Consider the following 13,222-nt stretch of genomic DNA (forward strand, 5'->3'; position numbering starts at 1 on the left):
GCTCGAGGGAAACTAGCGCCGTGCGTAATAGAGAGGCGCCGACCGCCGGTGGCTGAGCAGGATCAGCAGGGCCCCGACGCCGCCGAAGGCGACGCTGACCGGCGCCAGCATCAGCGTGGTCAAAACCGGGTCCCACAGAAAGGTCGAGACATTCTCGACGCTCGACTGCAGCGACTGGTAGAGGCCGGGGAACACCGCCGCCGTTCCCCTGCTGATGCTCGTCACCATGACGCGGCCGGCGGCGATCGAGCGTGTGCCATCGACGATGAGGGCGATGAAGCCGCCCGCGAGCAAGAGAAGGCCGATCAGTCTTGTGAGGAGTCGCAGCATGGTCTCTTCGTTAGAAAGTAATGATGCGCGGTCGAAAAGCGTGGGGAGAATAGGCGCCGCGGCCGCGTCTGTCCATGCTTGGCGTTGCGTTCCGGTCGCGCGTGAATATAGTGCGCGCTTCGCGGAGGGGTGGCCGAGTGGTTGAAGGCGCACGCCTGGAAAGTGTGTATGCGGGAAACCGTATCGCGGGTTCGAATCCCGCCCCCTCCGCCAGTTCAGAGTAGAATTGCGAACGCCGCTTGCCGCCGATTTTCGCGCCGGAAATGGCAGCAAGCGTTCCGAGCAAATCGCTCTTTGATCTCATGATACGGACCTCGCGGTCAGCGGCGCTTCCCATCATTGCCTTTCCGGGCCGTCTTCGGCGACACTGTCAGGCCTAGGAACACCATCACGGCCTGGTTGAGCCGGACCACGTCCTCGTCGTCGAGTCGCCCGATCCGCTCGCGCACCTTGGTCTTCGCAACAGTGGTGATCTTGTCCACCATCAGTCGGGAGGAGGAACGCAGCCCGTTGCGCTCGTTCGGCTCTACCGGCAGCCGGAACAGCGGCGCTTCGGTCGGGTCCGTGGTGAAGGCGCAGATCGTGATCGAGTCCGTCCCGTCGAAGGCGTCGTCCTGCACGATGACGACGGGGCGTGGCTTGCCCGCATAGTCCTTGCCGCCGGAGACTGTCCAGATGTCTCCGCGCCTCATTCATCATCCCAGTCGGACGCTGCATCGATGAACGCCTGATCCTCGCGTGCATGGGCGCCGGCCGCTACGGCCAGCGATTGCCGGTGCGCCTCCGCCCGGAAGGACGATGCGCGCACGTCAGGCACCCAAATCTGGATCGGCCGCAGGCCCTGCGCGCGCAGCCGCTCGCGATGCTCCTGCACCTTCACGCGCGTCGGCTTCGCGCCTCTCGCCGCCGCCATTGGCTTGTTCTCCTATTCAGTTACATGTAACCTATCACTCAGCGCTGGATATGGGAAGCGAATTCCAACCGGAGGCGCCCGAAAATATGCCTAAAGCTACTTGAAATCATTGGATAACTTCGTCTGCAACGTAACGCCATCCGACCGACACGCGGAATACCCAGCCCGCGTCGTGGCGCGTGGAATGGGTTGCGGGTAGAATCGTCGAGTTGTCATTGGCGCGCGCCCAAAAGGGCGATGCGTTGCGATCAGAATAGACGCCTCATAGAGCCAAAGCGAAGACGTAGTCATCGCGCTATCGGTCGTAGCCCACCGGGATAATTTGCTGAATGCGTTTGCAACTAAATTGCTAAAAGACAATGGCGAGTCGTCGTCACCATGTTTCCATGACGTTGAACCCCAATACTTCGCCACAAATGATCTGAAGCCCGACGTCGACGCCCTTCGGCGCTCTTCGTCCTCGCGCCAGCTCATCGGTCCGTCTGAGAACGTCGCGCCGGGCGCCAAACGCTTCCGAGAGCCATTCGCATTTCCTGCTGCGCCCAGACCAGATACAAAGCGAAGCATGAATAGGGTCTTGTCGCGCGCGCGCGCAGCGCAATCCTCGAGCCGATCTCACAAATCTCGCTAAAAGGGAACGACGTGATTCAGCGGTTCCTCTGGCTTGCGATGGGCTATTGGAAAGGCCAGACGCAACGCCCGGCGTGGGTTCTCTCGGTTGGATTCCTCATCTGCCTGGTCGTGAACACTTACATGGCTCTGGCGGTGAATCGCTGGAGCAAGAGTTTCTTCGACGCGCTTCAAACGCATAAAGTCGATGAAGTGACCGGGGGAATTCTGCAACTCGCCATTCTGGCCGTCGGCGTCGGTCTTGCCTCAATCGCCACAACGCAGTTTCGTATGCGGCTTCAGGTCAACTGGCGATTGTGGCTCACCGCCTCGCTCATCGAGAAATGGCTTGTCAACGAATCGCGCCAGGCTTGCGCCATATCCCCCGCAATCGATAATCCGGAAGCCCGCATCGCCGATGACGGTCGGCTGGCGATCGATCTTTTTGTCGATCTCGCCGGAGGCGTCATCAATATTTTCTTGGTTTCGGCCGCCTTCATCCTCGTTCTCTGGCAAGTCGGGGGCTCCTATGAGTTTCTCGGCGTGGTCATCCCCGGCTATCTGGTGCTCGCGGTCTTCGTCTATTCAGTGGTGACGTCGTTTTGCATGTGGGTGCTCGGGCGACCGCTGGTGGCGAGCGTCGAAGCAAAGGCCGCGGCGGAGGGGAACTTCCGCTATGCGCTCACCCGCGCCCGTCATGAGTTCGAGTCGAGAGCGGTGGTGGAAGTCGACGATGACATCGACCGCGATATTGGCGATTACCTGCGCCATCCCGTCGTTAAGGGGGTTCCGATCATTCCGGATCGGCTGCCCGAGATCGACGCCAAGAGCGGGAACCCGTTCGACAGATTTCTCTTTCTGCTCGCAACAACCTGGGGGCGCGTGATCCAGGGGCAGACAAAGATCGTCTTTTTAACGCACGCCAACAATCTACTGGCTCCCGCGGTCCCCCTGTTGCTTGGCGCGCCGAAATATCTTGCCGGCGATCTGACGCTCGGAGATCTGATGCAGGCGGCCGCGGCCTTTTTGCAGGTGCAGCTTTCCCTCAATTGGCTCGCCGACAACGCCCTGAGCATCGCGAACTGGTCGGCTTCGGCGCGGCGCGTCGCGGCGCTTGATTTAGCGATCGACACGACACGGGAATAGCGCATGCGCTCGCGACGCGGCGCCGACCAAGAGGGAACATGAGCCCACTTCGCATCCACAGGGAGAGTCATCTCGTCCAGCGCAGCGGCTGGCTGCGGGCGGCGGTGCTCGGCAAGATATTCGGCATGGCGGTTTAAAAGAACCGGCGATCGCGGAAACGGTGTCTATATGGCGAATGCAAGAAGCAGATTGCGAACGGAGCAGCAGATGATTCGCCTGGGGTTTGTCGCGGTCCTGAGCGTCGCTTTCAATATGGTCGGGGCGGCCGTCGCGAAGGAGCCTGCGCCAGCCGAGGTCGTGACGGAAATCGCCAGGGCGACAAAAACCGCCACCGGGCAGCCGATCACGCTTCCGCAGGGGCCCTTGGAGGTCGTGGCTTCGATGTACACTCTGGAGCCCGGCGTCAGATTGCCGGAACATAAGCATCCGTATCAGCGCTATGCCTATATTCTTGAAGGGCAGCTGATGGTCCAGCAGGGCGATTCCGCGTCGCGCGTCTATCACGCTGGAGAATTCGTCATAGAGAGCGTCGACAGCTGGCATTTCGGCGCGACGGTCGGGGCCGTTCCGGTCAAATTGCTGGTCATCGATCAATTGCCGCCCGGCGGCGACGTCACGATCAATCGGCCAGCGGCGCCGTAACGGCAGTCAGAACACGACGCCCGTCCGTTAGACATCCGCGAAGCGTTTACGTGTCGCGTTAGAGCCGCGCCTCGAGGATCATGTTGAAGGGCGTCGCCGCCGCCTTGCGGAAATGGGAGAAGCCGCCTTCGCGCACGACCTCGCCGATGCGCTTTGCGCCGGCTTGCGCGCCGAGCGCGAGTCCGACGTCCTGATTGAGCGACGTCGGCACGCAGATGTGGGTCGAGCCGGCATAATAGACCCGCCCAACAGGGTTTAGATTTTCCGCAAGGCTGTCGCCGGCCGCGGGTTCGATCAGCATCAGCGTTCCGTCGTCCGCCAAAACATCGCGGATATGCGCGACGGCGCCGACGGGATCGCCCATGTCATGCAGCGAATCGAACATCGTCACGAGGTCGTAGCGCGCGCCGGCGAAATCCTGCGCCCGCGCCACTTCGAAGCGCACGTTCTTGCGACCGTTCGCCTTCTCCCTTGCGTGCGCGATCGAACCCTCGTGGTAGTCGATCCCGACAAATTCCGAATTCGGAAAGGCGTCGGCCATGAGCAAGGTCGAGACGCCATGGCCGCAGCCAACGTCGGCGACGTTCGCGCCGCGCTCGAGCTTGGCGGTGACGCCGTCAAGCGCCGGCAGCCATTCGGCGACGAGATGTGTCCGGTAGCCCGGCCGGAAGAAGCGCTCGACGCCGCAGAACAGACAATTGCAATGGTCGCCCCAATGCATGCCCTTTCCGCTTTTGAAGGCCTCGGCGAGTTTGGGTTCGTCGTGAAAAATCGCCGACATCAGGCTAAAGCCTCCCACCATGAAGGCGGGGCTGTCCTCGGCGGCAAACACCGCGGTCTGCTCGGGCGACATCGAAAATTTATGCGCCTTCGCGTCATAATCGACGAAGCCGGAAGCCGCTTGCGCGGAAAGCCATTCGCGCACATAGCGCTCATGCGTGCCGGTCTTGTCGGCGAGTTCGGCGGAGGTGGCGGCGCCTTGCGAGAGCGCGCGGAACAGGCCGAGCTTGTCTCCGATGATCACCAGAGCCGCGTTGGAGGCGGCGCCCAGTTCATTGACGACCGTTCCGAGCAGCGAGTCGAGCTTGTTCATGTCCAGGTTCATCGCTCACCTCTCATTGTGGATGGACGCAGGCGCGCCTTGGGAAATTGCGCTCAGCGCCTCTACAGCGCTCGCGGGCATGACGCCGGGAGGATACAGGCGCAGCTTCCAACTGCCGAGCAATATCGCCGTCGCGCGCGGGAGAACGATGAAGCGCGGCGCGAGCGGGCTAGCGCAATTTGATCGTCAGATCCGTGCCGTCGTTTCCGGTCTCGCCGCTGACCGGCTGGTCCGAGATGATGAGCGACGCCCCAGTCCATAGCCGCTCCGCGATCCGGTCGCGTACGTCTTTCGGGATGTCGACGCGCTCCAGCGCCTCGGACGGGCTCGCGCTCGCAGGGCGCCAATCCCAGGATATGTCGGCTTTAGCATCGGCCGACGCCAGATTCTTCCTGCGCTCCGTCTGCGCTTCCGGCATCGACAGGACCGACCATTTGAGCGAACTCCCGTCCTCCTTGGCCGCCGTCGCAATATAAAGATGCGAGCCGAGCGGCGCGTCCGGATCGCGGATCTCGATTGGCGCATCGAAAAGCGGCGACAGGCCCTGGCGAACATAGATCCGCCGATCCTTCTTGCTGATCAGCACCGAGATGGGCGCCAACCGCCGCTCGGCTTCTCTTTGAGCGGTTGAGGCGGCGGCGGCGGTCGTTCTCGCCTCATCCAAACGCCGCTCCGCGTCCGCCAGATCCGATTCCCCGGCGACGACGGCCGCGCCCGCCTGTTCGAGCTTTGCCGTGGCTTCGGCCAACGCGGAGCTGGCGTTCGTCTGAATCAGCAGCGCCGCGTCCTCAGCGAGGAGAGCTTCGCCATAGGCTCTCGTCAGACGGTCGGCTCTGGCTTTGGCCTGCTCGTCGCCCGCCGACGCGCCGCGTTCCGCCGTTACGGCCGGCTCCTGCTGGCTGTTGGCCGCGGCCTTAGCAGCGTCATAGGAGGCCGCAGCCGCGTCCGCCTTGACGACGGCCAAGGCCTGCGCGGCCTTTGCGGCGCGGAGCTCGGCCGCGGCGCGCGCAGCCTCTTTCTGCTTGATGACCACTTCAGCGGACAAAGCCTTGATCGCCTTGCTGGCGGCGGCGGCGTCAGCCTGGGCCTTGGCCTTGAGTCGCTGGGCATATTGATGCGGGTTTACCGTCAGGCGCTCAGCGACGGGGGCTGGGGTTGCGGGGACCGACGATGCCGATTTCTCTGCCGTGGTTCCGGATTTGAGCTGCTCCGAATCCTGCTCCGTCTTCGACGCCGCGTCGGCGGAGTCCGGCTGCTGCCAGTCTGCAGCGGGCGCGGCTGTATCGGCCGCGACCTCAGCGCCGGCTTCCGCCTTGGGCTGCTCGGCTTGCTTGGAACCGGCTCCAATCGCGTCGGCGACGGCGTCGGCTTGAGTGGCCGGCTGCTGCGGTCTGGCCGCCGGCTGGTCGGTCGCGGCGAGGGGCTGCTTCTGCGGGTCTGCAATTCTCGCGACAGTTTCGCTGGTTTCGGCCTTGGGCTGCTCAGCTTTTTCGCGCCGCGCGTCGCCTTCACCGCCGGCGTTGGCTTTGGGCTGCTCCGCCTGAGGCTGGGCGGGGCGATCTGCGGCCACGTTGGCAGGCTGAGGGTCGCCCCCTGGCGCGGCTTTTTCTGCTTCTACGGACGCGCGCATCATAGGCGCAGGCAGCAAGGGGTGTTCGAATTCGGCGGGAAACACGTCATGCGGCGAGATCACGACCCGCTCGCCGATTCTGGTCATGCCCCAGAGCTTCGCCGCGAATGCGGCGGGAAGCCGGATGCAGCCATGCGAGGCCGGATGTCCCGGCACGACTCCAAGATGCATGGCGATGCCGGACCAGGTGATCCGCTGCATGAAGGGCATCGGCGCGCTGGAATAGATGTTGGATCGGTGGAACCGCTCGCGGCCGATGATGGAGAAAATGCCTTTGGGCGTCGGATGTCCGGCAATGCCTGTCGAGATCGCGGAACGGGCGACCAAGCCGCTATGGTTGTAGATCGACACCTGCTGGTCGGCGATGGAGGCGACGACGAAGAGCGGCCGATCGAGCCGTGCAGCCTCCGGCTTGGCGTCGCGCGAAGGCTCTGCGCCGCTTTTGTCGCTCGCTGGACGGGAGATCTTTTTTCGCGCGGCCGGGCGTTGCGGGCGAGCGATGCGCTCTGGCTCAGGAACCGCATTGATGAGAGGCTCGCGGTCGCCCCAGAAATAATAGTACTGCGCCACGGCAGGCGTCCGCGCCAAGCCGAGCGTCGCGGCGGCGGTCACCGCCACCTTCGAAAAAAGCCGGGCGCGAGAGCGCGTTCGCAAGCGCATGTGCCGCTCCAAACTGCGGTTGAGCACCTTCGGTACTAAGGCGAATTTCTTATTTAAACGATAATGAATGGCTAATGCGTGGCCAAACAGCAACCAAGATCAAGACCCAATGCTTGAGCTTTGCTTCGTGCGCAGCAAAGAGAGCGTTGTTTTGACTTAGGCTTGGAGCGCCGCCGGGAGGAATTTCGCGATCGCCGCGAAAGCTGCGTCGGTCTCCTTCAATATGCCCGGGAAGAAATAGAAGCCGTGCGGCATGGCCTCGCCAATGAAATGCGTGACCTCGACCCCCGCCGCCGTCAATCTGTCCGCAAAGGCGCGATTGTCGTCGACAAGCGGATCTGCGGTTCCGCTGACGAGCAGCGTTCGCGGGTAGCCGTTCAAATCGCCGAGCGCCGGGCTCGCCCAGGGATTTCGCCACTGCTCGAGCTTTGTGAGATAGGCGCCGCGCGCAAATCCCATGAAGGCGGCGTCGATCACAACGCCGGTCGGCGCCAGCCGCTCGAAGGAGGGAAATTCTTCGAAGTGAAAATCCGTGACCGGACATAAAAGCACGGCCGCGAGAATGGATATGCGTTCCTCGCGACCTCTTAGCGGCGCCGCCGCCGCGAGATTGCCTCCGGCGGAATCGCCGCAGACCAATATGCGCGATGCGTCGCCGCCGATGTCCGCGCCTCTATCGCGCATCCAGCGCAAAACCGCCATGCAATCGTCGAGGCCGGCTGGGAAGGGCCATTCGGGCGCCCAGCGATAATTGACGCTGACCACGATGACGTTGTTTTCGGCGGCGATGCGGCTGGTGACATAGGCGGTGTCCTCGGATCGTCCGACGACAAAGCCGCCGCCATGCACGTACAGCATCAGCGGTTTCGGGCCGTCGCCGGGCGGCGCATAACATTCGCAGCGGATCGGCCCCGCGTCCGAAGGAACGGCGAGCGTCGAAACCGAGACCTGCGGATAGAGCTGCGCGGCGCCCGGCGGCAGTTCCGCCGGGTCGATCGCCAGCCCCTCGCCTCTGTAGCAGGCGCGCACAGGCGCCATCATCATGTCTCGCATCGCGACGGGCGCGCGCAGTTTCGACAGCAATCGATAGAAGGGCGCGGCTGGATCATCTTCAAAGACGCGGACGACTCCCGGTCCGTCCGCGCGCGCGTCGACAAAGTCGGACGGCGCGGCGCCGCGATTGTCAATGTCCCCCATTATCCCTGCTCCAAATCTTTGCGGCTTCGGGAATATCCTGCATCCACGACATTGTGAAAGACGCGGCCAACGCCGACCGTCGGCCTGAGCGCGATTTTCCAAGAACCGATGCGATCTCTGACGAAGCGCGCGGCAAATTGACAGGACGCAGCCGCGAGAACAATATCATCGCCTACCGTCTGCGGGGGCGAGTTCCATGACTGACAATGACGACGGCGCCGACCGTCGGCTTTCGCGCCGAGCTCTCTTGCTCGGCGCTTTCACGCTGCCTCTTGTCATTGTGGAGCCGGAGCCGGCGTCCGCGCAGCTGGGTCTCATTGGCGCGATGCTCGGAGGGTTTCGCTTCCGATTTCACCGCCGACATTCTGGCGGCTACCATCATTATCATGCGCGCCGCCATTACGCGCGTCATCGCGGACGCGTACGTGTCGCGAACCGTCGCCGTCATGGCGGCGGGGGCGGGGGTGGCGATGGAGGCGGCGGTTCTGGCGGCGGCGGACAGTTCAGCAAAGGCGGACTTTAACGCCGGCCGCGTCGCCGCTTGAGTCTCTGCAAGGCTTCCGCGGCGTCGGGGACGTCCTGCAAACTCGCCTTGTAATAGAGTTCTTCGGCCTTGCTGCGACTAACGTCCAGTCCTGCCAGGCCCTTCTCATAGGCTTCGCCGAGCCAATATTGCGCTCTGCCGTTGTTTTGCGTTTCTGCCTGCTCAAACCAACGCACCGCTTCGGTCGGGTCTTGCCTGCCGTCGGGCGTCATGCCGTCCTTGTACATGACGCCGAGCGACGCCTGCGCGTCGGCATAGCCCTGCATGGCGGATTTTTTGAACCAGTTGAAGGCCTCCGAGAAATTCTGCCGGCCCGGCGCCTTGGCGTAGAGAGTGGCGAGGTAATACTGCGCCTCCTTGTCGCCGGACTCCGCCAGTTTTTGCGCAAGAGGGAAGGCGACGTCCCATCGTCCGCGATCCTTCATCGCCGCGCGCAGCTCGGAAATCGAAGCGCTCGAGTTTGAAGAGGATGGCTGGCGCCAATTGCAGCCCAAAGGATCGTTCCGCGTCGCGAACTGCGAATTGCAGTCGCCGCTCCGAGCGATCGGCGCATCATTGACTTTGCTGATGGGGCGGTGGTCGCCGTCGCCTGGATCGATTCGGCTCTGGCGTTCGTCCCGTGCTGGCGACGACGGCTCGATCAGCGCGAGAAAAGCCAAGGTGGCGAGCGCCGCTGCCGCGATGCCGAGGGAAGCGCCTTGCGCCGCAGGATGCAGCCGCTTGAAGCGGCGCACGAGCGTCGCGCTGCGACTTTTCGCAAGGGCGATAAGCTTCGTCGACATGCGCTCAGGCGTCGGCACGTCGCGCTCGGCCGTCGAATCCTGGACGAGATGTCCCGCGCTTCGAATAATGCTCGAGGCGTCGATGCGCAGGGCCGTGGCGCCGAGCGCGTCGCTGAAGGCGCGCATATTCGGGAAGCGTTGCTCCGGACGTTTCGACAGCGCCGTCATGATCGCCGATTCAATTTCCGGCGTGACGCCCGATATGCGCGGCACGAGCGGCGGCGCCTCGGCGTGGATCTGCGCCTGAGTGAGATCATATTCGGTCGCGCCGGAAAAGGGCGGCGCGCCGGCAAGCATCTCGTAAAGCACGACGGCCAACGAATAGAGATCGCTCCTCTCGTCGCCTTCGCCGCCGCGGCACTGCTCGGGCGACATGTAAAGCGGCGTGCCGACCGCCGTGCCGGCGCGCGTCAGACGCACGCTGCCGCGCACCCGCGCGATGCCGAAATCCATGATTTTGATTCGGCCGTCGTCCGCGACCATGAGGTTCGACGGCTTAATGTCGCGATGAATGACGCCCATCTGATGCGCATAGGCGAGTCCGTCCGCCGCCTGCGCGATGATGGCGAGACTTTCCTTGACGCCGAGCGGCTTGCCGCGCTCCCTCAAGATCTCGTCGAGCGGCCGGCCGTTTACGAGCTCCATGACCATGTAGAGGTCGCTGCCTTGCAGCACCGGCGAATAGAGCGTCGTGATGTTGGGGTGGTTGAGTTTAGCGAGACTCGTCGCTTCGGCGCGGAATCGTCCGACGAAGTCGGGGTCCTGCGTGAGCTCCGCGCGCAGGGATTTGATCGCGACTTCGCGCTCGAGGAAGGTGTCGAGCGCGGCGTGCACCTTGCCCATCGCGCCGACGCCGAGCAGCTTGACGATGCGATAATGTCCGATCATTTGCGGGTCGGTCATGGCTCAACCCTCCGCGACGGCGTCGATCTTCGCCGTCAGGGCGCCCGTCGACGGGTCGGCGATGTTAATCCGTTTCGTCGCCGCTTGATCGACCATCCGACCGGCGGCGTCGGTCTCCGCCACGAAGACGCCCACCGAAATATTGTCGTGTCCGCCGCCGCGGCGCGCGGCTTCGATCAATAGCCGGCAGGCCTCCGGCGGCGGGTTTTTTGAGACCACTTCGGCGATCCTTGCGTCGGAGACGAGATTGGTTAAGCCGTCGGAGCACAAGATCACGATGTCGCCCTGTCGCAGCGGCAGGCCTTCCGTCCAGATTGTCGGCTCGACGTCGAGACGCGTGCCGAGCGCCTGCAGAATGACATTGCTTCCGGAGCCTTTGCCTGCGTCCTCCGGCGCCATGACGCCGTCGCGCACCAATTGCGCGTGCAGCGTCTGATCGTCGGAAAGTTGGACAAGCTGGCCGTCGCGCATCATATAGGCGCGGCTGTCGCCGACATGCGCCAGCCACAGAAGACCGTCCCTGACGCCGAGCGCCGTGCAGGTCGTCCCCATGCCGGCGCAATCAGGATGTTTGGCGGCGTAGTCGAAGATCGCCCGATTGGCGGCGTCAAAAGCGGCCCGCAGCGCCTCGGAAGGGCTCTTGTCGAGCGAATAATAGACGCGCCGCACGACTTCGAGCGCGAGCGCGCTCGCAACTTCGCCGGCGGCGTGGCCGCCCATGCCGTCGGCGACAAGCGCCAGCGCGCCGAAGTCGCGCGCCTCCGAAGGGCCGGCGCTTGCGATGAAGGCGACGGAGTCTTCGTTGAGCTGCCTGACGCATCCGACATCCGTGCGGATGGCGCCTGCGATGCGCAACGGGTCTTCTGGCCGGTTCGCCGTCATGGGAGGACGGACCCTTTGCTATTCGCGCTGCGCCTGGGTGAGTTCGGCGCCATATTTGATCGGAACCGCCATGGTCGCTTTTGTGTCGCCAACATTGCGACTGTAGGTGAACAGACCAATGACCTTGCCGGAGGAGTTGAACACCGGCCCGCCGCTGTTGCCTGATCCGGTGGCGACGACGCTGAGCTGGTAAACGTCGCCCATGTCGCTGGCGAAGGTGCCGCCCTCCGTCGACTTCACGCCGCTCGCGGTCTTCGACACGATGCCTTCGGTGACGGTCGCCTCGGTGATCTTTTCGAGCTGGCTGCGAATGCGGCCGCGCTCTTCGGTTTGCCGCAGCACGAAATTCTCGACCGAGACGGCGGGATAGCCGAGCACGGTGATGTTCTCGCCGATCTCGACGGGAGCGTTGGGCGCCATCTCCACCCTGGTCAAGGTCTGGGGCGAATCGATCTTGACGAGCGCCGCGTCGGCGTCAGCCGACGTCCTCACGAGACTGGCGTTCACGCCCAAACGGCTGCCGTGAAACTTGACCTCGAGAACTTCGTTGCGGCCGACGAAAGACGCCTTGTTGTTGGAATTTGGATCCGGGGTGTTGCCCGTGAGCGCCGTCGTTGGATCGTCGGTCTTGAAAATGTAGCCGCCGGATTCAGGAATCCAATGAAACACGTCGGCATAGGCCGAATCATAGAGATCGATGAGCTTCGGCTCCTTGATTTTGGCTTTGCGCTTCTTTCCCGATGAGACGACGACGTAATCGTAGAGGATGCCGTCCCTGCCGCCTTCGGCGCCATAGGCGACCTGCCAGCCGGCGGCGACATGCTTGTTGGTGAGAATGTAGCCCTGCTCGCTGATGACGAAGCCGCTGCCGGTGCCGCCGCCGCCGACCATGAGATTGGTGATGTGATCGTCTTCAAGGGTCAGCCAGCGCACGACGCCGAGATTGTTCGGCAGCTGCACATAGGCGGGATAGCGCCGGCCTTTATAGTCGATCGTCTTGTGCTGGATGGGCCTTCCGGTCTGCTTATCATACAGCCGCCACATCATGCCGACTTGGACAGTCGCTTTCGCGTACTTGTCATAAATCTCGCGCGGCTTCATGCCGATCTTGAGGTTGACGTCGCCGGGGATACGCGACAGCCTTTCATCCGTCTCGGTTTGAGCGAGCTTGTCTTCCGCGTCTCTTCGCTCGAGTTCGCGATGCTGAGCCCAGTAGAGCGCCGCGCCGCCGAGTACGAAGAAGGCGACCACCGCGGCGATCGCGCCGGTCATGTTTCGATTGGCCTTGCCGCGTTCTTCTCCGATGAGCCGCTGCACAGTTTCGTGGCCGATTCCGACCTTCTTCGGCGCTCCGCCGTCGGCGTTCGCTCCTGCCGCCGTGCTGGCGCCGGTCGCGGCGGCGTTCACAGCCGTCGAGGCGGCGGCTTCTGCGGTCTTGATGACGCGGGTCGCAGCGGTGTCTGAGACGCCGATCACTTTCGTTCTGGCGGCGAAACTTGCGGGCCGCGGCTGCACGTCGAAGGTGAACTTCGGACCTTTGGCGCCAAGTTCGATCGTGTCTTCGGGAAGAAGTTCGACCTCGCCGTTCACCCGCTCGCCATTGAGAAAGGTGCCATTGCTGCTGCCGGCGTCCGAGAGCTTGAAGGAGATATTGTCGCCTTCGCCCATGATGCGGATGAGCGCATGTTTGCGGCTGACGACGCTGTCGCCGACAGGATCGAAAGCGATCTTCGACGTGGGATCGCGGCCGATAGTGAATTCGCGCGAGTCGCCGACGGGCAGCTGTTCGATCTGATTGGCTTTGGAGCCCGACAGATGTCGTATGATGATACGCTCGATTGGAGTCGTCATTACTGCCCCCTGCGCCAAAAGCGCGCTCGTC

General features: G+C 63.3%; 12 protein-coding genes and 1 tRNA gene. 4 read left to right on the plus strand and 9 right to left on the minus strand.

Annotation, left to right across the window (positions count from 1 at the left end; genetic code table 11):
• Window positions 1–12 precede the first annotated feature (12 nt).
• The gene (locus EHO51_RS14890) at window positions 13–330 is read right to left on the minus strand and encodes a hypothetical protein (RefSeq protein ID WP_124739546.1); all 318 of its coding nucleotides are present in this window, start codon (window positions 328–330) and stop codon (window positions 13–15) included.
• Between the two features lie 123 nt (window positions 331–453).
• On the opposite strand from EHO51_RS14890, the gene EHO51_RS14895 reads away from it, so the two are divergent.
• Window positions 454–543 (plus strand) — tRNA-Ser (locus tag EHO51_RS14895).
• Window positions 544–650: 107 nt separating this feature from the next.
• Here the strand turns inward: EHO51_RS14895 and EHO51_RS14900 are convergent.
• Both EHO51_RS14900 and EHO51_RS14905 read right to left on the minus strand, forming a co-directional pair.
• Entirely contained in the window at window positions 651–1,022 is a 372-nt protein-coding gene (locus tag EHO51_RS14900) for a type II toxin-antitoxin system PemK/MazF family toxin (RefSeq protein ID WP_124739547.1), read from the minus strand.
• The gene (locus EHO51_RS14905) at window positions 1,019–1,243 is read right to left on the minus strand and encodes an antitoxin MazE family protein (protein WP_124739548.1); all 225 of its coding nucleotides are present in this window, start codon (window positions 1,241–1,243) and stop codon (window positions 1,019–1,021) included. Before EHO51_RS14905 ends, EHO51_RS14900 begins: the two co-directional genes overlap by 4 nt.
• A gap of 642 nt (window positions 1,244–1,885) precedes the next feature.
• Here EHO51_RS14905 and EHO51_RS14910 point away from each other — a divergent pair.
• Both EHO51_RS14910 and EHO51_RS14920 read left to right on the plus strand, forming a co-directional pair.
• On the plus strand, window positions 1,886–2,998 hold the full coding sequence (locus EHO51_RS14910; protein ID WP_124739549.1) for an SbmA/BacA-like family transporter: 1,113 nt from the start codon (window positions 1,886–1,888) through the stop codon (window positions 2,996–2,998).
• A 207-nt stretch (window positions 2,999–3,205) separates the two neighbouring features.
• Entirely contained in the window at window positions 3,206–3,640 is a 435-nt protein-coding gene (locus EHO51_RS14920; RefSeq protein ID WP_245434617.1) for a cupin domain-containing protein, read from the plus strand.
• Window positions 3,641–3,698: 58 nt separating this feature from the next.
• Here EHO51_RS14920 and EHO51_RS14925 read toward each other — a convergent pair whose 3' ends face one another.
• The 3 genes from EHO51_RS14925 to EHO51_RS14935 form a co-directional block, all read right to left on the minus strand.
• Entirely contained in the window at window positions 3,699–4,745 is a 1,047-nt protein-coding gene (locus EHO51_RS14925; RefSeq protein ID WP_124739551.1) for a class I SAM-dependent methyltransferase, read from the minus strand.
• Window positions 4,746–4,911: 166 nt separating this feature from the next.
• On the minus strand, window positions 4,912–7,032 hold the full coding sequence (locus tag EHO51_RS14930) for a L,D-transpeptidase family protein (RefSeq protein WP_124739552.1): 2,121 nt from the start codon (window positions 7,030–7,032) through the stop codon (window positions 4,912–4,914).
• A gap of 156 nt (window positions 7,033–7,188) precedes the next feature.
• Window positions 7,189–8,229: an alpha/beta hydrolase gene (locus EHO51_RS14935; protein WP_124739553.1), complete on the minus strand. Its 1,041-nt coding sequence runs from the start codon at window positions 8,227–8,229 to the stop codon at window positions 7,189–7,191.
• A 206-nt stretch (window positions 8,230–8,435) separates the two neighbouring features.
• Here EHO51_RS14935 and EHO51_RS14940 point away from each other — a divergent pair, with 206 nt between their 5' ends.
• Window positions 8,436–8,774 (plus strand): hypothetical protein, encoded by a 339-nt coding sequence (locus EHO51_RS14940; protein WP_124739554.1) that lies wholly within the window; start codon window positions 8,436–8,438, stop codon window positions 8,772–8,774.
• Here the strand turns inward: EHO51_RS14940 and EHO51_RS14945 are convergent.
• From EHO51_RS14945 to EHO51_RS14955, 3 genes are read right to left on the minus strand one after another with little or no spacing between them, the layout of a single operon-like run.
• Window positions 8,749–10,458 (minus strand): serine/threonine-protein kinase, encoded by a 1,710-nt coding sequence (locus tag EHO51_RS14945; protein ID WP_124739555.1) that lies wholly within the window; start codon window positions 10,456–10,458, stop codon window positions 8,749–8,751. The genes EHO51_RS14940 and EHO51_RS14945 overlap by 26 nt on opposite strands.
• A 3-nt stretch (window positions 10,459–10,461) precedes the next feature.
• Window positions 10,462–11,340, minus strand: coding sequence for a PP2C family protein-serine/threonine phosphatase (locus EHO51_RS14950; protein ID WP_124739556.1), 879 nt, complete (start codon window positions 11,338–11,340; stop codon window positions 10,462–10,464).
• 18 nt (window positions 11,341–11,358) lie between these two features.
• On the minus strand, window positions 11,359–13,191 hold the full coding sequence (locus EHO51_RS14955) for a trypsin-like peptidase domain-containing protein (RefSeq protein WP_124739557.1): 1,833 nt from the start codon (window positions 13,189–13,191) through the stop codon (window positions 11,359–11,361).
• Window positions 13,192–13,222: the final 31 nt, after the last annotated feature.

The sequence above is a fragment of the Methylocystis rosea genome (assembly GCF_003855495.1).
GTDB classification, from domain to species: Bacteria; Pseudomonadota; Alphaproteobacteria; order Rhizobiales; family Beijerinckiaceae; genus Methylocystis; species Methylocystis rosea_A.

Bases quoted from the DNA above. Each gene is read 5' to 3' on its own strand.
- EHO51_RS14890 (WP_124739546.1), bottom strand. From the start codon at position 330: ATGCTGCGACTCCTCACAAGACTGATCGGCCTTCTCTTGCTCGCGGGC.
- EHO51_RS14900 (WP_124739547.1), bottom strand. From the start codon at position 1,022: ATGAGGCGCGGAGACATCTGGACAGTCTCCGGCGGCAAGGACTATGCG.
- EHO51_RS14905 (WP_124739548.1), bottom strand. From the start codon at position 1,243: ATGGCGGCGGCGAGAGGCGCGAAGCCGACGCGCGTGAAGGTGCAGGAG.
- EHO51_RS14920 (WP_245434617.1), top strand. From the start codon at position 3,206: ATGATTCGCCTGGGGTTTGTCGCGGTCCTGAGCGTCGCTTTCAATATG.
- EHO51_RS14925 (WP_124739551.1), bottom strand. From the start codon at position 4,745: ATGAACCTGGACATGAACAAGCTCGACTCGCTGCTCGGAACGGTCGTC.
- EHO51_RS14930 (WP_124739552.1), bottom strand. From the start codon at position 7,032: ATGCGCTTGCGAACGCGCTCTCGCGCCCGGCTTTTTTCGAAGGTGGCG.
- EHO51_RS14935 (WP_124739553.1), bottom strand. From the start codon at position 8,229: ATGGGGGACATTGACAATCGCGGCGCCGCGCCGTCCGACTTTGTCGAC.
- EHO51_RS14940 (WP_124739554.1), top strand. From the start codon at position 8,436: ATGACGACGGCGCCGACCGTCGGCTTTCGCGCCGAGCTCTCTTGCTCG.
- EHO51_RS14945 (WP_124739555.1), bottom strand. From the start codon at position 10,458: ATGACCGACCCGCAAATGATCGGACATTATCGCATCGTCAAGCTGCTC.
- EHO51_RS14950 (WP_124739556.1), bottom strand. From the start codon at position 11,340: ATGACGGCGAACCGGCCAGAAGACCCGTTGCGCATCGCAGGCGCCATC.
- EHO51_RS14955 (WP_124739557.1), bottom strand. From the start codon at position 13,191: ATGACGACTCCAATCGAGCGTATCATCATACGACATCTGTCGGGCTCC.